A 21,849-nucleotide genomic window follows, 5' to 3' on the forward strand; every position below is an offset into this window, starting at 1 on the left:
AAGCTGAAATGGCAATGTTAGTAACAGGCGGTACGCGCAGCGGCAAAAGCTTATTCGCTGAGCAGCTCGCGATGAGGCTTGGCAAAAAAGGCATTTATATAGCAACAAGCCGCATTTGGGATGAAGAAATGGCTGAACGCGTAAATAGGCATCAGCAGAGTCGCGGCGCGGGAGTTTTTGAATGGGAGACGGTTGAGGAGCCGCTTGACCTGGCCGAATTGCTGGAGAAGCAGGCACAGGCTGCGGCAGCTGTGGCGTCAGCCGGAGAACAGCCACCGGTTGTGCTCGTAGATTGTCTAACCCTTTGGTTGACGAACGCTTTAATGGCAGCGGAGGAGCAGGCGGGACAACCCGGCAAAGAAGCAGACGAGCAGTTGCATCGCCAGACGGAAATGCTCATTGAAGCGATTGCCGCCTATCCATATCCGCTCGTATTAGTAACAAATGAGGTAGGGGCTGGTATTGTGCCTGCTTATCCAATGGGCAGAAAGTTTCGCGATGAGGCAGGAAGGCTGAATCAGCGGGTGGCTGCGGTTTGCGATAAAGTGTTTCTCGTAACGGCGGGCATTCCCATTGAGCTTAAGGCAGCGGCTTTCCGCTGGGAGCAGCTATGATTTTCTATTCCTTGCCGGACATGCTGTGGCTGATTGCAGCAGCTATTGTCGTGGATTGGATCGTTGGCGATCCAAAATGGCCTACGCATCCTGTCATTTGGATCGGCAGGTTCATTGCTTGGCTGGAGCAGAGGCTGCGAAGGAGCGATAAGAAAGAATCCTCCAAGCGCCTCAAGCTAAAGGGCGTCTTGTTAATGCTCATAACGTTGGTCGTTTCATATGGCGTCATGTGGGGAATTGTCGCGGCCGCTTCACTTATTCATTCTTGGCTCGGCTATGCGGTGACCATATGGTTTGTATCAACGACTATCGCGGTCAAAGGATTAAAACAGGCAGCGATGCTCGTTTATACCCCACTTGCAGCTGGAAACCTTGAGGAAGCACGCAAATATGTCGGTTACATTGTCGGACGGGACACGGACAAGCTGGGTGAATCAGAGGCTGCCCGTGCTGCTGTGGAAACGGTGGCGGAAAATACAGTCGATGCGCTCGTATCGCCTATTTTTTTCGCATTAATAGGCGGAGCGCCGCTTGCTATGCTTTATCGGGCGACAAACACGCTTGACTCTATGGTCGGTTACCGCAATGATAAGTATATTGATTTTGGCTGGTGCTCGGCACGAACCGATGATGTGCTCAACTATATACCAGCGCGGTTGACGGGAGCTCTGCTCGCGTTCTCGGCGTGGCTGCTGCCGGGCATGTCTGCCGGCCGTTCGGTCGCTGCGATTCGCAAATTTGCCCATCGACATCCGAGCCCAAACAGCGGCATTCCCGAATCGGCCGTTGCTGGTGCGCTCGGTATTGAACTGGGCGGACTCAATTATTATTTTGGAGAGCCTAGCGAACGTGCACGTATGGGAGAGCCCTTGCGTCCATTGTCCGCGCGGGATATCATTTTCACAACTAGATTATTGTATCTGGTAAGTCTATTACTTGTAGTTGGGGTGCTGGCATTATGGCTGTTCGTTCATTGAAGCTGCATGCTCAGGCGCTGGTCGCCGCTATTCAATTTTTGACGAGAATTCCGGTGCCGTTAACCGTTCCGTTTGAGCCGCAAGTGTTATCGCGCAGCACAACTTATTTTTCGATTGCGGGCAGCATGATTGGCGGAATGATTACGCTAGGCTTTGCTGCTGTGCAAAGCTGGCTGCCTGCTGGGCCGGGAGCTGTATTGCTGCTTGCATTGTGGCTCTCGCTTAGCGGCGCGCTTCATATGGACGGCTGGATGGACACGGCAGACGGCGTGCTGAGCCATCGCTCGCGAGAGCGGATGCTGGAAATTATGAAGGATAGCCGAGTAGGCGCTATGGGTGTCCTTGCCGCGGTTTTGCTGGTGCTGTTCAAATTCACCGTGTTATATGAGCTTCTTTATAATACAAAGTCTATTTATGTGCTTCCACTGTTGGTCACAATACCGGCGTGGAGCCGCTGGTGGATGGCGGCGGCGATTGTCATTTGGCCGAGTGCCCGTGAGGGAGAAGGGATCGGCGCTTTATTCCAAGCGGCCTCGCTGCGGCATGTATGGTCGGGTTTTGTGCTGACCTTCCTGCTAGCCTGTGGGATCGGCCTGGCATTCGGATTGCCGCTCAGCACGTCAGCTTTCACAGCGGCAGGTGCTGCTGCTGTGACGATGGCGATAGGGACATTCATGTCTTTCTGGCTCGTCCGCAAGCTGGGAGGCTTGACTGGCGACACCTACGGCGCCATGAATGAAGCGATTGAAGCTATATTGTTGCTTGCACTGCTATTATTGACAACTCATTAGAAGAGGGGAATACGCACCATGCTTGAAAGATACGGACATGGCGGTGACCTGCGTACGGCAGAGGAAAATTTCGGACGGCCAGCTGATCAGTTTGTCGATTTCAGCTCCAATATGAATCCGTTAGGCCCGCCCCCCTTGGTACATAGGGTGCTGCTATCTTATGCCCAGCAGATTGGCAAGTATCCTGACCCTGCGGTACGCGGATTACGGGCGAAGCTTGCGAAGCTGCACGGCATTGACGAGCAGTGCATATTAATTGGAAATGGTGCGGCAGAGTTGATCGATCTGACCGTTCGTGCTGTAAATCCTATTATTACAAGCCTTGCGTTTCCATGTTTCAGCGAATATGGCGACGCCGTTCATAAAATTAGCAGCGGCATTGCCCCGATCATGCTGAAGCCGGAAAATGGCTTTGAGCTGACGGAAGAGGCGATCCAAAGCATGACGACCGAGATGGAAGAGCCTTTTTATATGCTGGGCTCGCCCAATAATCCGACGGGTCGGCTTGTTCAACCGGCACTCATCAAGAAGCTGCTGGCTGGCGGCGCTACGGTGGTCGTGGATGAAGCCTTCATGGATTTTGTGCCTGAAGAAGCGGATTATTCGCTGGTGAAGGAAGCTGCCAGCAATGACAGGCTGTATGTCATTCGTTCTATGACTAAATTTTATGCGATTCCTGGCATTCGGCTCGGGTATGTGATCAGTACGCCAGAGCGGATTGCAGCGCTGCGGCTGCTGCAGGTTCCTTGGAGCGTCAACTCGCTCGCGCAGCTTATTGGAGAGGGCGTATTGGAGGATGCGGAATATGCAGAGGAGACGCTGAAATGGCTTAATGAAGAGCGGCCTTGGCTCACTTCGCAGCTGGAGGGGCTTGGCTTTTCCGTAACGCCAAGCAAAACCAACTATGTGCTCGTAAGGCTGCCGTCTCTGCCTCATCTAACGGCTGCTGCTTTGCAGCAGGAAATGGGCAGCCGCGGGGTGCTTATTCGCGATGCTTCCCATTTTGTCGGACTTGATGACCGGTACTGCCGCTTTGCGATCAAGCTCCGCAGCGATAATGAAAAGCTGCTCGAGGCGCTGGCACAATGCCTGGAAGATTTTAAAGAGGATAGTAGGGATAAGCATGAGTAAGCAATCAGAAAACAATGCCGGGCTGACAATTATGGTGCAGGGCACCGCTTCCGATGTTGGAAAAAGCTTGGTGACAGCCGCATTGTGCCGGATTTTTAGACAGGATGGTTATACCGTCGCTCCCTTCAAATCACAAAATATGTCGCTTAATTCCTACGTTACCTGGGATGGCAAGGAAATTGGACGGGCGCAGGGGATGCAGGCCGATGCTTGCGGCGTGCTGGCGACGACGGATATGAACCCGATTTTGCTGAAGCCGACGAAGGAGATGTCTTCACAGGTCGTCGTTCATGGGAAGCCGCTGCGCGATTTCAGCGCGCGTGAATATCGGGAGAGCTACTTGCCGCAGGCTGGCGTTATCGTGCGGGAGGCGCTCGCCCGTCTCCGCAGCAGCCATGATATTGTCGTGCTGGAAGGCGCGGGCAGCCCTGCGGAAATTAATCTGAAAGATCGCGACATTGTCAATATGCGCATGGCTGCTTGGGCAGATGCGCCCGTCATTCTGGTGGCAGATATCGACAGGGGCGGTGTTTTTGCTTCGATTGTCGGTACGCTTGAGCTGCTTGAACCGCATGAGCGCGAGCGCGTATGCGGCTTCGTTATTAATAAATTTCGCGGCGATGTAGGACTGCTGCAGCCCGGAGTCGATTGGCTGGAGGAGCGGACGGGCAAGCCGGTGCTTGGCGTATTGCCTTTTTTACCGGGACTTGCGCTGGAGGATGAGGATTCGCTGTCGCTGGACCGCAAGCTGGAAGAGCAAGTAAAACAGCGGCCTGATACACTTGATATTGTCGTACTGCGTCTGCCGCGCATATCCAATTTTACCGATGCTGATCCGCTTTACTTTGAAGCGGACGTCATGCTGCGTTTTGTGGACAGGCCTGAGCAATGGGGCACTCCTGATGCGGTTATTTTGCCAGGCAGCAAAAATACGGTCGAGGATTTGCTGTGGCTTCGCGAAATGGGCCTTGCCCAGCAAATAACCGCGTTCGCTGAGAAGGGTGGATATCTCGTTGGCATTTGCGGGGGCTATGAAATGCTTGGCGCGATGCTGCTTGATCCGGCAGGTGTGGAGTCTGAGCATAAGGAAACACCGGGCTTTGGCTTTTTTCCTTTTGACGTAAAGTTTGCAGGGGAGAAGAAAACGGTTCGTGTAGAGGGCCATGCCCGCGCTGCCGCAGCTTGGCTGACCGAACAGCTGCCTGTTGAAGGCTATGAAATTCATATGGGAGAAATTTTCCAGCATGGCGTGCTGCGCCAGCCCTTTGCCATTCGAAGCCAATTGGCTGGTGTAGAACCGCTGCAAGATGGCGAGCTTGATTATGCAGGCGAAGGAGCATGCTCGGTGGATGGCAGGCTTTGGGGCACGTTTATACATGGCATTTTACATAATGATGATTTGCGCCGGGCGTGGCTGAATGACATTCGTATAGCGCGCGGCTGGGAGCCGCTTGCGGCAGAGCTTCGTTTTCGTGAAAACCGCGAAGAGGCGTTTGATCGTCTTGCAGAGCATACACGCCAGCATTTGAATATGCCGCTCGTTTATAAGGTGCTTGCTGCGGGCGGGGAACTGGGTAGTTAGCTTACGTTTCAGATCTAGTAGGATGGAATCTTTAGACAAAGAGCGGAAAAGGGAGTGGGCGAGGTCATGGAGGAGCAAGCTGCGCAGCGTTTGGGAAAGAAAAAAAGCTGGATCATCGCAGGCATTATGCTGGCGTTTCTTGCCTTTTGCGCGCTGCTGCTTTACGGAATGATTCAGTCGATGCAGCAAAAGGGCGGAGCGGCAAGCGACGGCACCCAGCAGCCTGTTAATTACAGCTATGCGGCTGTGGAAGCGGCAAATGGCTTCATGCTGCATGTTCTGAAAACCCGGCCAGCCAACGTAAAGCCTCAATTGGTGCAAAATAATGTGGCGTTAACGCCGTATTATGGCATAAATGGCGGATTTTTTTATGAAAAATCGCTGCTCAGCATTGCCGTGGTCAACAGCCTTGCAGTCAATGAAGAGCAGGGCGAATATGGCTCCGGCAGCGAAAATGCCAAATATGCCCGCGGTACGCTCGTTTGGGATGGCGTTAAGGATCAGCTAAGCGTCCAAATCGCGAGCAAGGCATCCGAGCTTAAAGTTCAGGATCATACACGCTTCTGGGCGCAGGGCGGCATTAGCATGAGCATCGGCAATGATGCGGGCTGGCTGGCGCAGGCGGAACAGGAAAATGCTCCTTTTCCCGATGACGCGCGGTTAAGGTCTGCTGCGGTATACGATCAGCTGGGCAATATTTATTTGGTAGTCAGCAGCACGAAGGGGAGCTTGCCTGCTTTTCGCGAAGCTGTTATCGAAAAGATTGGCGACAACAAGCTTGCCGGCGGCATCTTTCTCGATGGTGACGGCTCCTCGCAGCTGCGCAGCGCGGAGGCGACGCTTCAAGGCGATAGCCGTCCCGTTGTGCAAATGCTGCGCATTATGAAATAAGACGGTTTTATTGAGGAGAAAAAGATGAATCAACTTCCGATTGATGCGGTTTTGCCGGAGCTGCTTGAGGTGCTGGCTGCTGGATGCGGCGCCGTGCTGGTCGCCGAGCCAGGAGCCGGAAAGACGACGCGCGTGCCGCTTGCGCTGCTGGATGCGGCCTGGCTGGACGGCCGTAAAATTATGATGCTGGAGCCGCGCAGGCTTGCAGCCCGCTCTGCCGCCAAATATATGGCGGCGATGCTCGGAGAACAGGTAGGCGACACGGTCGGCTACCGCGTTCGTCTGGATGCGTTGGTGAGTGCGCGGACGCGCATTGAAGTGGTGACGGAAGGCGTGCTGACCCGCATGCTTCAGGAGGACCCAGCTGTGCTGGACGTTGGCGTTATTATATTTGACGAATTTCATGAGCGCCATTTGCATGGCGATCTGGGGCTGGCGCTGAGCCTTCAGTCGCAGGCGCTGCTGCGCAGCGATTTGAGGCTGCTCGTCATGTCGGCGACGCTTGCAGCGGGCCCCGTTGCGGAGCTGCTCGGCGGAGCGCCGATCATTGAGAGCGCCGGCAAAGTATTTCCGGTGCGGACGATCTATCGTTCCTCGAAAGTGGAAGGGCGCATCGAGCCGAGTGTTGTCAGTACGATCCTTCAGGCGCTTGCTGCTGATGAAGGGAATATGCTCGTCTTTCTGCCAGGCGTTGGGGAAATTCGGCGCGTCGCTTCATTGCTTGCGAGTGAAGAGCGGATGAAGGGCGTTAAGGTGGCGGAGCTTTATGGCACGATGCCGCTGGATGCGCAGGATCAGGCGATCCAGCCGTCCGCTGAGGGGAAGCGTAAAGTCGTACTGGCGACGGCAATTGCCGAATCCAGCTTGACGGTTGAAGGCGTGCGTATCGTCGTCGATGCCGGGCTGATGCGGGTGTCGCGTTTTTCACCGCGCACCGGCATGACGCGGCTGGAGACGGTAGCGGTATCGCAAGCGTCAGCCGACCAGCGCCGGGGGCGCGCCGGAAGGCTTGCTCCGGGCGTCTGCTACCGGCTGTGGACGGAGCAGGAGCAAATGCATTTGCAGCCCTTCAGCCAGCCGGAAATGCTGGAGGCCGATCTTGCGCCGCTCGCGCTGGAGCTTGCGGTATGGGGCATCCAGCAGCCGGAGGAGCTCGGCTGGCTGGACCCGCCGCCGATCGGCGCGTATCAGCAGGCGCTGCAGCTGCTTGAGCTGCTGCAGGCTGTTGATTCATTAGGCCGGCCTACGGAGTCGGGCCGGCGAATGGTGAGGCTCGGGCTTCATCCGAGGCTCGGATATATGCTGCTCCGCGCGCAGCAGTATGGCGCGGTGGAGCGTGCTTGCGAGCTGGCCGCGCTGCTAAGCGAGCGCGACCTGCTGCCACAGCAGCGCAGCGCGGATGTGCAGCTGCGGCTGGATGCTCTGCACCGCGGCGACGGTGCTGAGGTGGATCGCGGCGCCGTGCAGCGAATTCGCTCGCAGGCGCAGCAATGGAGCCGGCTGCTGGCTAGCGCAGCAGCCGGCGAAGCAGGATCGGCCGCGCGCGTAGCAGCGGCTGCCGGAGCGGGCCAGCAGGACGTCGCGATGTCCTGCGGCGCGCTGCTGGCGCTCGCTTATCCCGATCGCATTGCGCAGCGGCGCAGCGACGGCAGATATTTGCTGGCGAACGGCCGCGGCGCGGCGTTGCCGCAAGCCCAGCCCTTGTCGCGCGCAGCCTACCTGGTTGCGGCGGAGCTTGACGACGCCGGAACGGAAAGCCGTATCCGGCTGGCGGCTGAACTGACGGAGGGCGAGCTGGCATCGGCGGCCCGCGACCAAATCCGGCAGGAGCGCATCGTGGAATGGGATGCGTCCGCCCAAGCGGTAAGGGCGCGTGAGCGCGTCCGGCTTGGCGCACTCCTATTGCAGGAAAAACCGCTGCCGAAGCCGGATGCGGAGCTCGTCGCTGCGGCGCTGGCACAGGGTGTGCAGCAGGAGGGCTGGGCCTTGCTGCCGATGTCCAAGCAGGCAGCCCAGTTGCTCGCCCGTATGCGGCTGATGAGGCACTATGACAGCAGCTGGCCGGATGTATCTGATGAGGGGCTGCTGTCCACCTCGTCACTCACCGAATGGCTGCTGCCGCATATTCAAGGGATGAAGAGCAAAGCCGATCTGCAGCGTCTCAGCATGCAGCAGCTTCTGGAAGGCATGCTCACCTGGACGCAGCGGCAGGAGCTGGACAAGCAGGTTCCGACGCATATAGCGGTGCCAAGCGGCTCGCGCATTCCGGTCGATTACAATGACCCGGAAGCGCCGTTCATCGCCGTCCGGCTTCAGGAGCTGTTCGGCATGAAGGATACGCCTCTGCTCGCAGGCGGCAAACTGCCGCTAACGCTCCATCTGCTTTCCCCTTCGCAGCGTCCGGTTCAGGTGACGCGCGATTTGGGCAGCTTTTGGAGCCACGCTTATTTTGAAGTGAAGAAGGATTTAAAAGGACGCTATCCGAAGCATTATTGGCCGGATGACCCTTACGCGGCGCAGCCGACGAATCGGGTCAAGCCGCGCAAGTAGCTTGCAGGATTCATTTAGATAGCAACAAGGAAAAGAGGTCTAGAAAATGTCGATGCAGCTTTTTATTTTATTTATACTCGCGATTAACTGCTGGACGTTTACGCTCATGTATCTCGACAAGCAGAGCGCTCGCCGCCAGCAAAGGCGCATCCCAGAGAAACGGCTGTTTACTTTGAGCGCTTTTGGAGGCGCTATTGGCGCCTATGCCGGAATGCGGGCATGGCGCCACAAGACGAAGCATCGCTCCTTCGTTATTGGCATACCGCTGCTTGTCATGTTGAATTTGGTTCTATTTGCAGCGGTATTCCACTATGTGTTCGACATCTCGATTTTCAAATAGCTCAATGGGCGCAGCTAGCTTTTTCTAAAATATAGGAAAGCATGATTTCGCCATACTTTCTCTATATTTCTCGGAATGAAACGCGCCGCGCTGCCAAAGGGCGGCGACAGCCGTTTCACCTTGAATTCTAAGAATTTATAAGTTTCATCCTTATATCCGCTTAGAATTCTAGGGCAAAGCTCTTCGCACGTCCCAGAAAGACGACGAAGTCGTTTTTGCTTGAAATATAGGAAAGGATATGATTTCGTTATCCTTTCTCTATATTTCTCGGAATGAAACGCGCCGCGCTGCCAAAGGGCGGCGACAGCCGTTTCACCTTGATTGGAAATCAGAAGTTGATTCCCGCTATTCTCCTATGGTATATTGACAGTTCGTTTTCCCACTATATTCTTAGGAGGTAACTGGCTGATATGACGGTTCAAAGTGCCTATCAAGAAGAGCAAGAGCGTCTGGCACGCTCGCTTGATGAAATACAATCACAGCTAAGCGCGATAGGCCCGCGCTACACAGGCGATGATTTTACGGAGCAAATGCTCGATTTGCAACGAGAGGAACGGAAGCGGGGGCTGGAAATTGCTTTCCGCGAGCCGTATTTTGGAAGAATTGATTTTCAGGAGCTGCCGGGTGACGCTAAGCAGGAGCTCTATATTGGCAAGGCAGGCGTAGCTAGAGAGGGCGGCAAGGAGCTAATCGTTATTGACTGGCGTGCCCCAATTGCCAGCTTGTTTTATTCTTTTACAGGCGGTGAAGCGGCGATTACCTATGATTCTCCTGATGGCGAAATCGAAGGGATCGTCTATTTAAAGCGCAATCTGATGGTTCGCCAGGGCGAGCTTGTAAGGATGGTAGACAGCTTCACCCGTGGTCAGGAAGAAGAATCGGTCACCGACGAGTTTTTGCTCTATCGACTTGGTGAAAATAAAGACAATCGGCTCAGGGATATCGTCTCGACGATCCAGCAGGAGCAGGATGCGATCATTCGTTCAGGACGGAGCAAGGCGCTGTTTATTCAGGGCGTGGCGGGAAGCGGCAAGACGACGGTAGCGCTGCACCGGCTCGCTTTTTTGCTCTATCAATATGCCGATCGGATGCGGGCGGAGCGTATGGTTATTTTTGCGCCTAACCGCATGTTTCTCGAATATATTTCCGGCGTGCTGCCGGAGCTGGGCGTAGGCGATATTCAGCAAACGACGTTTGCCGACTGGGCGCTGGATCTATTGGAGCTTGAAGTGCGAATGGATGATAAAACCGATACACTAGAATATTGGTTTGAGCATTATCGCAGCGCGGAGGAAATTGCGGAGGCGCCCGGACGCTTGAAAGGCTCGCTTGATTTTAAGCAGGCGATTGACGAGCGGCTGGAGCAGCTTGAACAAAGCATCGTGCCTTTGCAGCCATTTAAGCCTGTAGACAAGCTGGTGCTTATGCCGGAGCAAATGCTTGAATGGTATCGCACCGATTATGGCGAGGAGCCGCTGATGCGCAAGCGCGAGCGATTCGTCAGCCGTATTCGCAGATGGCTGGAATCCGAGCTGAAAATGCGCGGCATTCATGATAAAAAAGTACGGGCCAAGGCGTTAACCCGCTTAAATGCATTAGCGAAAAAAATTCCGGCCTATACCGCGCCGAAGCTATATGCGTCATTCTTTCAAGGCAAGCAGGCGATGAGCCTGGTGCCAAAAGCAATAGCGGCAGCAACGGCTGCCCGCCTGAAAGCGGGAACGATTGCGCCAGAGGATTTGGCGCCGCTCGCCTATATTCATTTGCGCCTGTTTGGGCTGCAAACAGCGCCTTATGACCATATCGTCATTGACGAGGCGCAGGATTATTCGCCGTTCCAGCTGGAAGCGCTGCGTCTTTGCCAGCAAACGCCGTCATTGACCGTGCTGGGAGACTTGCAGCAGGGCATCCACGCCTATGCAGGCATTCATAGCTGGCAGGAGCTTACGGCGCTGTATGACGAAGAACAGACCGGATTTTTTGAACTGAACCGCAGCTATCGTTCCACGATGGAAATTATCGCATTCGCCAATCGGATTCTTGGTGCAATGGGGGCGGGCGTCAAGGCAGCAGTACCTGTATTCCGGAGCGGAGATGCCGTGGAGCTTGCGCCAGCACAGCCAAGCGAGTGGATGGATATGCTGGAGCAAACGGTTCGAGAATGGCAGGCAGACGGCAGCTATCAGACGATCGCGGTAATTGGAAGAACGACGGAGGAATGTGCCGTTATCCATGCGGCTTTGAATGCTGCGGGGGTGGAAGCATCACTCGTAGAACGAGGACAGCCTGAATACAGCGGCGGCTTGTCCGTTGTGCCGGCATATTTGTCCAAAGGGCTTGAATTTGACGCGGTTCTCATTGCCGATGCCGGGGCGCTTGCTTATACCGATCAGGACGCCAAGCTGCTATATGTTGGTTGTACGAGAGCGCTTCATAAGCTAAAATTAGTTTATCAAGGCTTGTTTACCACGTTAGTAGCGGACGTTGCGGAAGGCGTGCAAGAATTATGACAGTATTAAGGCATTTTGCCGCAAATTCTTGACTTTAGCAGGCCTTGTAACTAAAATTGCTACAAGATGTATATACCTGTATTTTTTTGAGGAGGATTTGAGCGGTAGTGACGAAAACAAAGAAAAAAGGTTCTAGCAGCAATCAGCAGCAAAGGCAGCAGCCGAAGAAAAATTCGAGCAGCTCGCTTATTTTTCTGACGATTGGTATTTTGGCGGTTATCATCGTCATCGTACTCGGCATTAACAACCAGAACAAGCCGTTTGAATTTGACTATGCCGCAATGCCTGTGCAGGGCAGTGTAGATGCACCTGTCAAAATCGTTGAGTTTGGCGATTACAAGTGCCCGGTTTGCCGTGATTTTTCGCAACAAATCAAACCTCAGCTGGAGAAGGATTACATTGAAACAGGCAAAGCCTCCTTTTATTTTGCGAACTATTCGTTCATCGGCAAAGATTCCGTGACAGCTGCACTCGCGGCGGAAGCGGTCTATCAGCAAAATAATGACGCCTTCTGGACTTATAACCAAGCGATTTATGATAATCAACAGAATGAAAATATCGAATGGGCAACGCCGGAACATTTGGTGCAGCTTGCAAAGGATGCCAAACTTCCTATCGATTTTGATTTGCTGAAGAGCGACATCGAGAACAAAACCTATCAAAAGCAGGTAGACCGCGATAATTCGCTCGTTCGTCCGCTGAATATCGGAGGAACGCCTACCGTCTTTATTAACGGCAAGGCGGTTTCAAGTCTCGATTACGCAACACTCAAATCAACAATCGAGGCAGCTCTAAAATAAGGGGCCTTGATTAAAAAGGAGCCCAGTCGAAAATGACAACGCCACCCTATGAATCGTGGTTGAAACGTTACGCTTTATATTTCGCCTGGATTATTACGTTAGCCGCAACGGGCGGAAGCTTGTATTTTAGTGAAATTAAAGGGTTTCTGCCTTGCGATTTATGCTGGTATCAGCGTATATTCATGTATCCGCAGGTCATCATTTTAGGTATTGCGACGTATCGCGGAGACCGAAATATTGTTAAATACTTACTGCCGATTAATATAATTGGCCTGGCGATTTCCGTTTTCCATAACTTCGAGATTTGGTTTCCGAAGGTGGGCGAGCTGGTGCCTTGCCGCTCTGGCATCCCGTGCAATTTTGATTATTTGAACTGGTTTGGCTTTCTGACGATTCCGATGATGTCCATGATCGCATTTGTGCTTATTATCGTGTTTCTGCTGTTGGCTCGCCAAAGCAATGATCAAGAAGCAAACGAAAACTAGCTGTATTCCCAAGCAAAGCTCCGAGGCTGACAACGCCAAACGGAGCTTTGCTTTTTGCATATTCGGGATGCAGCATAAGTGACAACGCCGTGAACAAACGTCGGACCGATCGTCTAATCTCCTAGCAATCAGCTAGCGAATGAAGGCAAAATGGGGTATCTTAAAAGAAGCGATGTCAAAGCATAAAGAGAGTAGGGAACACCATGATCGAAGTGGAGCAGCAGCTATATAGAGAAGCAGAGCAGTTCATCTTTACCTGTTATGCAGAGCTTGGCAAAAGTGAAGCGGAGGTTGTGCTTCGGCTTGCTGAAATCCGGTCCGAAGTAGAGCGTACAGGTATTTATGAGCATACATATGAAGAGCTCCAGCATGGGGCGAAAATGGCGTGGCGCAACAGCAATCGCTGTATTGGCCGTCTTTTTTGGCATACGATGGAGGTGTTTGACGCCCGTTCGCTGCAGCAGGAAGACGATATTGCAGACGCGATATTTTCGCATATTCGCTATGCAACGAATGGCGGCAAAGTCCGGCCGGCGATTACGATTTTTGCAGCGAAGCAGGAGAAGAACCAAATCCGGCTGTGGAACCATCAGCTTGTTCGTTATGCAGGCTATGAGGACGGAGTTGGCGGTGTCATTGGCGATCCTGCATCTCTGTCATTTACGAGGGCTTGCGAGGCATTGGGCTGGAAAGGTGCGGGAACCAGATTCGATGTGCTGCCGCTTGTTATTCAGAAGCAGGGAGAAGAACCGAAGCTGTACGAGCTTCCGGAAGGGCTGGCGCTGGAAATTCCACTGTCGCATCCGGAGCTGGAGTCGTTTGCGGAGCTGGGCCTGCGTTGGTATGCGGTACCTTTCATTGCAGATATGCAGCTGGAAATCGGCGGAATCTCTTACACAGCAGCGCCATTTAATGGCTGGTATATGGGAACGGAAATCGGGGCGCGCAATTTGGCAGATACGGACCGATACAATCAGCTGCCTGTCGTCGCGAGATTAATGGGATTAGATATGACGACGAATACGTCCCTTTGGAAAGATCGTGCACTGGTAGAGCTGAACGCGGCCGTCATTCATTCGTTCAAAAAGCATGGCGCCAGCATCGTTGACCATCATACGGCTGCCGAGCAGTTTACGCGCTTTGAGAAGCAGGAGAAGGAACAGGGACGTGCGGTTACAGGCCGCTGGTCATGGCTTATACCGCCGATGTCTCCGGCAACGACAGCAGTATGGCATCGGAGCTATGATGATACGGAATTAAAGCCGGCTTATTTATATCAGGAAAAGGCGTATACAAGCGGAGGGTCATAAACGTGGATTTTATAATGGAATATTTATCCTTTTTCGTCATTGTTACTGAGGGAGAGGACAGCAGCTCCTCCAAGCGGTACAAGCATTATCAGACACTGGAGGAAGAGGATTATGAAGATAGTGAGATTAAGCGATTTTTGGACGGGGAGTTTGCCCGCATCGTCAAGCGCAAAGTAGAGCGCAACCCGAATTCGGAAAATGCGCCGACTAAGATCGGCCGCTTCATGGTCGAGCCTGGCTATGAGCTGGGCAGCAATCAGAACTATAATTTGTTCCAGCGGCTGCGTGATGCGGACAACAAGGAGCGTTACATTGGCATTGCAGACGAGCTGGTGCATATTTATATGGATACGAGCGCGGTGCGCGGCGGTGCTTTTATTATTGCAAGAGCCAAGCTGAATACTTTTTTTGATGAGCCCTTTTTATTCCTTCTAAAATGTGACTTTGAGCCGAAAATCGCCCGCATCTCCGATGAGCGCAATTTGATTTCGCAAGTGGAAATGGCGATTAGCGCCCGCAGCATCAAGTCGATTCAATATCCGCATATGCCCGAGGAGGGAATATTGGAGCATTGGGAGCTTAAAATTCATCAGGCGTCGCATGCCCGCTATTTTGAGGATTTTCTCAAATACGTATCCTATGAGAAGCCGCTTCCGGAAGTGATGAGCGACCAGCTGCTGGACATGGTGCAGCAGTATATGGATGACAAGTGGGAGGGCGTGACGGAGAGCACTGAACGCCACGAGGAAGAAAATGCAATTGAAGTATGGGCCCACAGCGAGAAACGCGATATTCATGAGTACTGGTCACAGGAGCAGGTAACATTGGCATCGGCAGCGCTTGTGGAGCAAAAGCCAGATCTGCCATTCACGTTCAAGCTGGACAGCGTAACGGTTAAGGGTCTGCTGGCCGAATTCGGTACAGCGCTGCATTTTGCCAAGCATAATGGCCGTTATGTTGTCGTCATTGAAGGGGATTCGTTCCAGTTTGATAAAGGGATGTCGCCGATCGAGCTGCTTCAGCCGCCGGATTTGATGGAGCTGCTGCCGGAGATCGGGACGCATAAGCAAGAGAGCAGCGCAATTGAGGATTTGCAGCGTTATGCAGATGATCTAGCGAATGATCCGAATTACGAAGGCGAATAACATTTACAGCCATATTGGCAAGCTATATGGAATAAGCAATAAGGAATATAAAGGAGGAGCAACGATGGAAAAGCTGCTGTTTATTGAAATCGGCATGGGCTGCGACCTGCATGGTCAAGACGTTACGAAAGCGGCGGTACGGGCTGTGCAAAATGCGATTCATCACAATTCGATGCCTGGCCTGCTTGAAATTTTGCCTGGCGGAACGCTGGATGCGATGAAGGTCAGAGTGCGCCTTGCTGTTCCTTGCGACAAGGAGCTGCTGGATATCGAGCAAGTGAAAGCGGTGCTCCCTTATGGGACGGTGACTGTGGAGCTTGTGGACGGCGGCATGCTGACGACAAGCGGCATTGTGCTTCCGGACAAGGCGGACCGCAATGATTTGATCTACATTGTCAATGCATCCGTTGAGGTAGGCTATTAGTCCGAAATTAGTCCATGCTTCTTATAAAAAGCCCGCAGGCAGCTGTAGCTTTACAGCTTGCCTTGCGGGCTTTTTCTTTTCAGCCGAGCCATTTGTAATGATTTTCGCCGTTCATGGAAACAATAGGGCATAGTCCAAAATGGCAGAGGAGATTCGGCATGATTTGGAAGCTGACGGTATTCGTAATTTTGCTTATTTTCACCGCTTTTTTTGTGGCGACTGAATTTGCTGTCGTCCGTTTACGGGCAAGCCGCGTGCATCAGATGGTAGCCGAAGGCGCGAAAAACGCGGCTGCGGTAGAAAAGGTCATTAACAATTTGGACGGCTATTTATCTGCTTGCCAGCTAGGGATTACAATTACAGCGCTCGGACTTGGCTGGCTCGGTGAGCCGACGATTCATGAGGTGCTGCATCCGCTGCTGCATCATTGGGGCGTCGTGGGTGATTTTGCCGATGTGCTGTCCTTTATCGTATCCTTTAGTCTTGTGACCTACTTGCATGTCGTGCTTGGCGAGCTTGCGCCGAAGACACTGGCCATTATTAAGTCTGAGCAAATTAGCCAGCTCACGGCGCCGCTTATCATTTGGTTTTACCGGCTGTTTTTTCCGTTTATATGGGTGCTGAATGGGTCAGCAAATGGGCTGGTGCGATTAGTGGGCTTTAAGCCTGCTACGGAGCATGAAGCCCATTCTGAAGAGGAAATCCGCCTGATTATGTCCGAAAGCTACGAAAGCGGCAAAATCAATAAAAGCGAGCTCAGCTATGTGAATCGGATTTTTGAATTCGACGAGCGGCTGGCGAGAGAAATTATGGTGCCGCGCACCGACATGGTGTGCTTGTATAGCGATAAGCCGCATGAGGAAAATGTCGCGACCATCAAACGCGAGCAATATACGCGTTTTCCAGTGGCACAGGGGAGCAAGGATAATATTATCGGCGTCATTAATACGAAGCAGTTTTTTATGCATTATGTGGATCAGAAGACGACCGAGGTAAGCTCGCTCATGCAGCCGGTCATGTTTATGCCGGAGGTTATGCCAATTAAAAAGCTGCTGCGAACGATGCAAACGGAACGGGTGCATATGTCGATTTTGCTCGATGAATATGGCGGGACATCGGGGCTGATTACGATTGAAGATATTATCGAGGAGATCGTAGGCGAAATTCGCGATGAATTTGATGCGGATGAAGTGAAGGAAATCGACCAGCTAGGGGAGGGGAGGTTCATGGTAAATGGCAATGCGCTCATTAGCGAGGTGAATACAGCGACGGGAAGCCATTTAGAAAGTGAAGAGGTGGATTCCATTGGCGGCTGGCTGTTTAACCGAATGCCCGACCTCCCTGTAGGGGAGGCGTGGACGTTTGCGGAGCTGACATTCATCATTCGCGAAAAAGAGACGCATCGCATTCGCAAAATCGAAATTATCGTCTCCAGTTCGTTATGAGAACCAGCCTGCAACGGTGTTATACAAGCTTTCCAGCCGCAGGAGCAGCTTGTTCATTTTTCGCCCGTGCTGCATAAGGTTAATGGCCCAGTCCCAGTCCACGAGAAAATGAATGACGGTCACGACAATGATGATGAAGACGATAGCGAACGTAACGATAAAGGCGGCTTGCAGCCGAAAATAAAGCAGCAGCCGCTGCGCCAGCTTGAGCATCGCATTTTCATCCGAATGGCCAGCAAGCTTGCTTACCTGTTTCCCTAGCAGGAACAAGACGACGGCGATGCTGATTTCCAGCAGCCCAGCAATCGTTCCGAGGCCAAATTGCAGCAGGCTGGCGAACGTTTGAAACAAGCCGAACAGCATCGTTAGAGCAGCCGTCATTTTTATCCAAAACGAGAGCTTTTTCCATGTGCCGCTTAATTGAGCGGTAATATCCGGTTGCATAATCACTTCGCTCTTGGTGAGCGCGAGCGGGTCGCCTTCTCTTTTATGGAGTGGGCTATTTGGCATGTTTTCTTGTTGATTCAATAGTGCAGGCTCCCTTCTTGGCATACGTTGAAAATATCACATCACTAATACGGAAGGCCCTTACAACTAGTTGCAAAAACCAAGCTTTCGTTGTCGAAAATCTGGGACTTGCTGAGCAAGACTTGGCGGAAGTCATGTGTTACAATAATAGAGTTTATTTGAGATTAGAAATTAGAAATTAGAGATTAGGATGCAGGAGGCAGGAGAATGGTGGATTTATTAAATGCGATTCTGATGGGAATCGTGGAAGGCTTGACGGAGTTTCTACCTGTATCATCGACAGGGCATCTCATTTTACTCGCGGATTTACTTAACTTTACAGGAGACCGTGCGAAAACCTTTGAGGTCGTCATTCAATTTGGAGCGGTGCTGGCCGTGCTGGTGCTTTATCGCAAAAGGTTCTTGAAGCTATTGAACTTCAACTTCTCCAAATCATCCGGGATGAACGCGCTGCATATTGCGCTTGCTATGCTTCCGGCAGGTCTAATCGGTGTCGTATTTCATGGATTTATTAAAGAATATTTGTTTAGTACAACTACGGTATTGGTTGGTCTCGTCGCAGGCGGTATTCTGATGATCTTCGCTGACCGGATTAAGCGGAAAGTAACGGCTGAAGAGCTGGATGACCTGTCGTACAAGCAGGCCCTTGCGATTGGCTGCTTTCAGGTACTGGCGCTATGGCCGGGCTTCTCGCGTTCCGGATCGACGATATCGGGGGGCATGTTTTTCGGGGCGAGCCAGAAGGCAGCTGCAGAATTTACGTTTATCGTATCGGTGCCGATGATGGCGGGAGCAAGCGGTATTGATCTGATTAAAAGCCGTGAATTTCTGACGATGGCGGATATGCCGTTGTTTTTGATTGGTTTCATTACCGCGTTTATCGTAGCGCTCATTGCTGTCGTTACCTTTATTAATTTAATCAAAAAGCTGCGTTTATCTTGGTTCGCCTACTACCGTTTTGCGCTTGCCATCGTGTTTGCTTTTATTATTTTGTAGCCGGTGCCAGGACAAAGCAGCAGCTTAAATCATTAGAAGACTTTCTTTGGCCCTTGGAGGCTGAAGGGAGTCTTTTTTTATGGTTTCGCGGCAAGCGTCTGCGTATAGCTGAATGATCGTGAAAACGCCCGCCTAGCTCCTCCTAGCTGGCGCACGTACTAATGGGGGGCGGCGCCATGCCAGAATAGTTCTACAAGCTCACGCGCCGTTTGCTTGAGTGAAGCTTCATCATTGACAACTTTTTTACGGTTGCGGATGCTCAGCATTGCGGTATAGGCGTGGGCCAGCAGCAGCGGATTGCCTGAAACCAGCTCTTTTTTATCCATTGCCTCTTGAAAAATGTCAGCGAGCAGCTCATGGAGCCGTGATTCTCCGGCACGGATTGATAACGTTTGCTCCTCTGTGAGGCCTGAAGCCGCTTCGCGCATCATCGTTTCAAAGTCGACATGGGCGTTCGCCATATGCCGTTCAGCGACAATAAGCAGTCGGTCCTTAAGCTCTCCGGGACCGGTAATGATTTTACGCGTTTGCTGATAAGCGATATTTAAGACGAATAAAATCGCCTCGGTAAAAAGCACCGCTTTATTATTGAAATAGTAGTAGACGCTTGCCTTGGTAACGCCGGATGCTTTGGCAACGCCGTCGAGCGATACTTTCTCGAAGCCAAGCTCCATAAATTGATACGATGCCGTAAATAAAATTTTCTCCATCGTTTGAGCGGTGCTGCTGCCTTTTGGACGGCCAGGTTTGCGCTTTTCTTGTTCATTTACCATGTCGTGACCCTCCATGTTCATGTCATTGTAATAAAAGCAGTTGATTAATTAACCTTCGAGTATATATAATTAATTTAGTCTACAAAATCTATTTTAAACCAAATGACTGAAGATGTGAAACGGAGGATGGGAGTAATGCTAGAGAAATTAGGCAGTGCGGTTGCGGGCCGCCGTACACGCTGGATCACCGTAATCGTATGGATCGTGCTTGCAGGGGCTTTAACAATGTGGCTTCCTGCTGTTGGTGGGCAAGAGAAAAATAATGCGCCTAATCTGGAAACAGTCAGCCCGTCCGTGCTTGCAGATCAATTAATGAAGGATAAATTCCCGAATGGGGCTGGTGTGCCCGCCCTGCTCGTATGGCATAGGGATGCCGGGCTTACGGAAGAGGATTATGCACTCATTCAGAAAACGTCGCAGCTCCTCAGCGAGCAGCCGCTGCCAGAACAAGGAGAATTGCTGCCGCTGCATCAAATGCCGGCTCCTGCGCTCTCAAAGCTGGCATCGGAAGACGGAGGCACGCTTGTTCAACCGATTACATTTGCAGAAAATGCGGATACGGAAATTTTGCGCAGCAATTTGGAGAAATTGCAAGGGCTTGTTAAAGAAGCGGCAGGCGGCACGAGCCCGTTTGACGCAGCAACAACTGGTGTTGACGCGCTGAGTGCAAGAATCAGCGGTCCTGTGGGCATTCAGGTGGACGCATCGGCATTATTTAAAGGAGCGGATGTATCGCTGCTTATTGCTACGGTGCTGATTGTACTTATTCTATTGCTGCTTATTTATCGTTCGCCTATTTTAGCGGTCGTTCCGATTGTAGGCGTAGGGTTCGCTTATTTGGTTACGAGCCCCATTCTCGGCTGGCTTGCATCAGAGGGCTGGATTACAGTAGATGCCCAAGCCATTTCGATCATGACGGTGCTGTTGTTTGGTGCAGGCACAGACTACTGCCTGTTCTTTATTGCACATTTCCGCCAAGAGCTGGAGCGGGAAGACAATAAGATGACGGCGCTCAAAATCGCTTTCCGTGATGCATCAGGAGCGATTGCGATGAGCGGCTTCACGGTCGTTCTGTCCTTGCTGGCGCTGCTTGCCGCCAAATATGGTGCTTACCAGCGCTTTGCTATCCCATTCAGCTTGTCGATTTTCATTATGGGCATTGCGAGCCTGACACTCGTGCCTGCGCTATTGTCGATTATGGGAAGAGCTTCTTTCTTCCCGTTCATTCCTCGCACCGAAGGAATGCAGCAGCAGCGGGCAGAGAAGCGCAGCAAGCCGTTTCGCCCGCGTCGCCAAGGCAGCAAGCTAGGCACAGCAGTAGGAAGCCTAGTCGTGGCGAAGCCTTGGACCGTTGTTATCGCGAGCGTTATTTTTCTCGGTGCGCTGGCTGGTTTTGCTCCACAGGTTAAGTTTACGTATGATTTATTGTCTTCCTTTCCGAAAGCTATGCCGTCGCGTGAAGGTTTTGATACGATTTCAACAGCTTTCACACCAGGCCAATTGGCTCCTATAACCGTGGCGGCTCAAACCGATGGCAAGCCAGTGGAGCTTGTCGCCAGCCTTTCGGATATGGATCTCGTTGATTCCGTATCGGAGCCGGTTCAAAGTGAAGAGGACCCGAATTTGCAGTCCGTTCAGGTTACGCTAAACATTAATCCTTATTCACAGGAGGCCATGGATCTGGTTCCGCTGCTTCGCGGAGCGGCGGAGGAAGCATTGGATAAAGTAGGAGTTTCGGATGCGGAGTCTAAAGTGTGGGTAGGCGGACAGACAGCAACGCAGCATGACTCCCAGCTGTTGACCGATCGGGACAATAAAGTTATTATCCCACTCGTTATTGGGATGATTTTAGTGCTGCTGATTGTCTATTTGCGCTCCATCGTTGCAGCCCTTTATTTAATCGCCACCGTGTTATTGTCATTTGGCTCTGCTTTAGGCCTCGGCTGGATTGTATTGCATTATGGGATGGGGGCAGAAGCGATTCAAGGAGCGATTCCGCTGTACGCCTTCGTGTTCCTCATTGCTCTTGGCGAGGACTATAACATTTTTATGATCTCGAGCATTTGGAAGAAAAAAGCGAAAATGCCGCTCAAGCAAGCCATTCGTGAAGGTGTCGCAGAGACTGGCGGCGTCATTACGTCCGCAGGGTTGATCCTTGCTGCTACGTTCGCAGTGCTAGCGACGCTGCCTATTCAGGTATTGGTGCAGTTCGGCGTAATTACAGCGATTGGTGTGCTGATGGATACGTTCATCGTGAGACCGTTCCTCGTGCCGGCCATTACAACGCTGCTTGGCAATAGAGCCTTCTGGCCGGCTAGGGCAGAGCTAGTGGGAGAAGAACAAAGCAAGTCTGGCAAGCATAGGCAAATCGTTTAAATCGCATTATTATTTGCAGCAGCAAAGCGCCTTTCTGTCTGGTCGGCATGACCAGGAGGGAAAGGCGCTTTTTATTTTGCTGCTAATATATGTACAGGTGTGAAAATTCCATAGGCCAAGCTTCCGTTCTGGGCGCACAGGAATAAAATGAGGGGAAACGAAAAGCGCAAAGGAGGTTCGC

Annotated in this window: 19 protein-coding genes; 17 read left to right on the forward strand and 2 right to left on the reverse strand. The window is 52.2% G+C overall.

Annotated elements, in window-relative coordinates; translation table 11 throughout:
* Nucleotides 1-8 precede the first annotated feature (8 nt).
* The 15 genes from cobU to AC6B99_RS14150 all read left to right on the forward strand — a co-directional run bounded on the left by cobU (nt 9) and on the right by AC6B99_RS14150 (nt 16,995).
* A complete protein-coding gene (cobU, locus tag AC6B99_RS14080; protein WP_056038018.1) occupies nt 9-614 on the forward strand; it encodes a bifunctional adenosylcobinamide kinase/adenosylcobinamide-phosphate guanylyltransferase in 606 nt (201 codons plus the stop codon).
* Nucleotides 611-1,591, forward strand: a complete 981-nt coding sequence (gene cbiB, locus AC6B99_RS14085; RefSeq protein WP_496663561.1) for an adenosylcobinamide-phosphate synthase CbiB — start codon at nt 611-613, stop codon at nt 1,589-1,591. Before cobU ends, cbiB begins: the two co-directional genes overlap by 4 nt.
* Nucleotides 1,573-2,382 carry an adenosylcobinamide-GDP ribazoletransferase gene (gene cobS, locus AC6B99_RS14090; RefSeq protein ID WP_056038013.1) on the forward strand — a complete coding sequence of 270 codons (810 nt, stop codon included), beginning with the start codon at nt 1,573-1,575 and terminating at the stop codon, nt 2,380-2,382. Before cbiB ends, cobS begins: the two co-directional genes overlap by 19 nt.
* 18 nt (nt 2,383-2,400) lie before the next feature.
* Complete coding sequence (gene cobD / locus AC6B99_RS14095) at nt 2,401-3,513, forward strand: threonine-phosphate decarboxylase CobD (RefSeq protein WP_056038011.1); 1,113 nt, start codon at nt 2,401-2,403, stop codon at nt 3,511-3,513.
* Nucleotides 3,506-5,095 carry a cobyric acid synthase gene (locus tag AC6B99_RS14100; protein WP_056038006.1) on the forward strand — a complete coding sequence of 530 codons (1,590 nt, stop codon included), beginning with the start codon at nt 3,506-3,508 and terminating at the stop codon, nt 5,093-5,095. Before cobD ends, AC6B99_RS14100 begins: the two co-directional genes overlap by 8 nt.
* A 66-nt stretch (nt 5,096-5,161) precedes the next feature.
* A complete protein-coding gene (locus AC6B99_RS14105) occupies nt 5,162-5,986 on the forward strand; it encodes a hypothetical protein (RefSeq protein ID WP_056038003.1) in 825 nt (274 codons plus the stop codon).
* Nucleotides 5,987-6,010: 24 nt separating this feature from the next.
* Nucleotides 6,011-8,536, forward strand: coding sequence for an ATP-dependent helicase HrpB (gene hrpB, locus AC6B99_RS14110; protein WP_496663562.1), 2,526 nt, complete (start codon nt 6,011-6,013; stop codon nt 8,534-8,536).
* A 46-nt stretch (nt 8,537-8,582) separates the two neighbouring features.
* Nucleotides 8,583-8,876 carry a DUF1294 domain-containing protein gene (locus AC6B99_RS14115; protein ID WP_494881309.1) on the forward strand — a complete coding sequence of 98 codons (294 nt, stop codon included), beginning with the start codon at nt 8,583-8,585 and terminating at the stop codon, nt 8,874-8,876.
* 410 nt (nt 8,877-9,286) lie between these two features.
* On the forward strand, nt 9,287-11,386 hold the full coding sequence (locus AC6B99_RS14120) for a HelD family protein (RefSeq protein WP_496663563.1): 2,100 nt from the start codon (nt 9,287-9,289) through the stop codon (nt 11,384-11,386).
* Nucleotides 11,387-11,493: 107 nt separating this feature from the next.
* Nucleotides 11,494-12,186 carry a DsbA family protein gene (locus AC6B99_RS14125; RefSeq protein WP_056037992.1) on the forward strand — a complete coding sequence of 231 codons (693 nt, stop codon included), beginning with the start codon at nt 11,494-11,496 and terminating at the stop codon, nt 12,184-12,186.
* Nucleotides 12,187-12,218: 32 nt separating this feature from the next.
* Entirely contained in the window at nt 12,219-12,671 is a 453-nt protein-coding gene (locus AC6B99_RS14130) for a disulfide oxidoreductase (RefSeq protein WP_056037989.1), read from the forward strand.
* 203 nt (nt 12,672-12,874) lie between these two features.
* Nucleotides 12,875-13,981: a nitric oxide synthase oxygenase gene (locus tag AC6B99_RS14135; protein ID WP_496663564.1), complete on the forward strand. Its 1,107-nt coding sequence runs from the start codon at nt 12,875-12,877 to the stop codon at nt 13,979-13,981.
* Nucleotides 13,982-13,983: 2 nt separating this feature from the next.
* Nucleotides 13,984-15,126 carry a DUF3900 domain-containing protein gene (locus AC6B99_RS14140; RefSeq protein ID WP_081418922.1) on the forward strand — a complete coding sequence of 381 codons (1,143 nt, stop codon included), beginning with the start codon at nt 13,984-13,986 and terminating at the stop codon, nt 15,124-15,126.
* Nucleotides 15,127-15,190: 64 nt separating this feature from the next.
* On the forward strand, nt 15,191-15,550 hold the full coding sequence (locus tag AC6B99_RS14145; RefSeq protein WP_056039034.1) for a Lin0512 family protein: 360 nt from the start codon (nt 15,191-15,193) through the stop codon (nt 15,548-15,550).
* 158 nt (nt 15,551-15,708) lie between these two features.
* Nucleotides 15,709-16,995: a hemolysin family protein gene (locus tag AC6B99_RS14150; RefSeq protein ID WP_056037988.1), complete on the forward strand. Its 1,287-nt coding sequence runs from the start codon at nt 15,709-15,711 to the stop codon at nt 16,993-16,995.
* Here AC6B99_RS14150 and AC6B99_RS14155 read toward each other — a convergent pair.
* Complete coding sequence (locus AC6B99_RS14155; protein ID WP_056037986.1) at nt 16,990-17,523, reverse strand: hypothetical protein; 534 nt, start codon at nt 17,521-17,523, stop codon at nt 16,990-16,992. The genes AC6B99_RS14150 and AC6B99_RS14155 overlap by 6 nt on opposite strands.
* A 207-nt stretch (nt 17,524-17,730) precedes the next feature.
* On the opposite strand from AC6B99_RS14155, the gene AC6B99_RS14160 reads away from it, so the two are divergent.
* Complete coding sequence (locus AC6B99_RS14160) at nt 17,731-18,519, forward strand: undecaprenyl-diphosphate phosphatase (RefSeq protein WP_099520601.1); 789 nt, start codon at nt 17,731-17,733, stop codon at nt 18,517-18,519.
* A gap of 158 nt (nt 18,520-18,677) precedes the next feature.
* Here the strand turns inward: AC6B99_RS14160 and AC6B99_RS14165 are convergent, their stop codons facing one another.
* On the reverse strand, nt 18,678-19,292 hold the full coding sequence (locus AC6B99_RS14165) for a TetR/AcrR family transcriptional regulator (protein ID WP_056037982.1): 615 nt from the start codon (nt 19,290-19,292) through the stop codon (nt 18,678-18,680).
* A 135-nt stretch (nt 19,293-19,427) separates the two neighbouring features.
* On the opposite strand from AC6B99_RS14165, the gene AC6B99_RS14170 reads away from it, so the two are divergent.
* Nucleotides 19,428-21,668 carry an MMPL family transporter gene (locus AC6B99_RS14170; RefSeq protein WP_494863914.1) on the forward strand — a complete coding sequence of 747 codons (2,241 nt, stop codon included), beginning with the start codon at nt 19,428-19,430 and terminating at the stop codon, nt 21,666-21,668.
* Nucleotides 21,669-21,849: the final 181 nt, after the last annotated feature.

It is taken from the genome of Paenibacillus liaoningensis (assembly GCF_059609455.1).

Bases quoted from the DNA above. Each gene is read 5' to 3' on its own strand.
- cobD (WP_056038011.1), top strand. From the start codon at position 2,401: ATGCTTGAAAGATACGGACATGGCGGTGACCTGCGTACGGCAGAGGAA.
- cobS (WP_056038013.1), top strand. From the start codon at position 1,573: ATGGCTGTTCGTTCATTGAAGCTGCATGCTCAGGCGCTGGTCGCCGCT.
- AC6B99_RS14160 (WP_099520601.1), top strand. From the start codon at position 17,731: ATGGTGGATTTATTAAATGCGATTCTGATGGGAATCGTGGAAGGCTTG.
- AC6B99_RS14100 (WP_056038006.1), top strand. From the start codon at position 3,506: ATGAGTAAGCAATCAGAAAACAATGCCGGGCTGACAATTATGGTGCAG.
- hrpB (WP_496663562.1), top strand. From the start codon at position 6,011: ATGAATCAACTTCCGATTGATGCGGTTTTGCCGGAGCTGCTTGAGGTG.
- AC6B99_RS14115 (WP_494881309.1), top strand. From the start codon at position 8,583: ATGTCGATGCAGCTTTTTATTTTATTTATACTCGCGATTAACTGCTGG.
- AC6B99_RS14105 (WP_056038003.1), top strand. From the start codon at position 5,162: ATGGAGGAGCAAGCTGCGCAGCGTTTGGGAAAGAAAAAAAGCTGGATC.
- AC6B99_RS14165 (WP_056037982.1), bottom strand. From the start codon at position 19,292: ATGGTAAATGAACAAGAAAAGCGCAAACCTGGCCGTCCAAAAGGCAGC.
- cobU (WP_056038018.1), top strand. From the start codon at position 9: ATGGCAATGTTAGTAACAGGCGGTACGCGCAGCGGCAAAAGCTTATTC.
- cbiB (WP_496663561.1), top strand. From the start codon at position 611: ATGATTTTCTATTCCTTGCCGGACATGCTGTGGCTGATTGCAGCAGCT.
- AC6B99_RS14135 (WP_496663564.1), top strand. From the start codon at position 12,875: ATGATCGAAGTGGAGCAGCAGCTATATAGAGAAGCAGAGCAGTTCATC.
- AC6B99_RS14150 (WP_056037988.1), top strand. From the start codon at position 15,709: ATGATTTGGAAGCTGACGGTATTCGTAATTTTGCTTATTTTCACCGCT.
- AC6B99_RS14130 (WP_056037989.1), top strand. From the start codon at position 12,219: ATGACAACGCCACCCTATGAATCGTGGTTGAAACGTTACGCTTTATAT.
- AC6B99_RS14120 (WP_496663563.1), top strand. From the start codon at position 9,287: ATGACGGTTCAAAGTGCCTATCAAGAAGAGCAAGAGCGTCTGGCACGC.
- AC6B99_RS14170 (WP_494863914.1), top strand. From the start codon at position 19,428: ATGCTAGAGAAATTAGGCAGTGCGGTTGCGGGCCGCCGTACACGCTGG.
- AC6B99_RS14145 (WP_056039034.1), top strand. From the start codon at position 15,191: ATGGAAAAGCTGCTGTTTATTGAAATCGGCATGGGCTGCGACCTGCAT.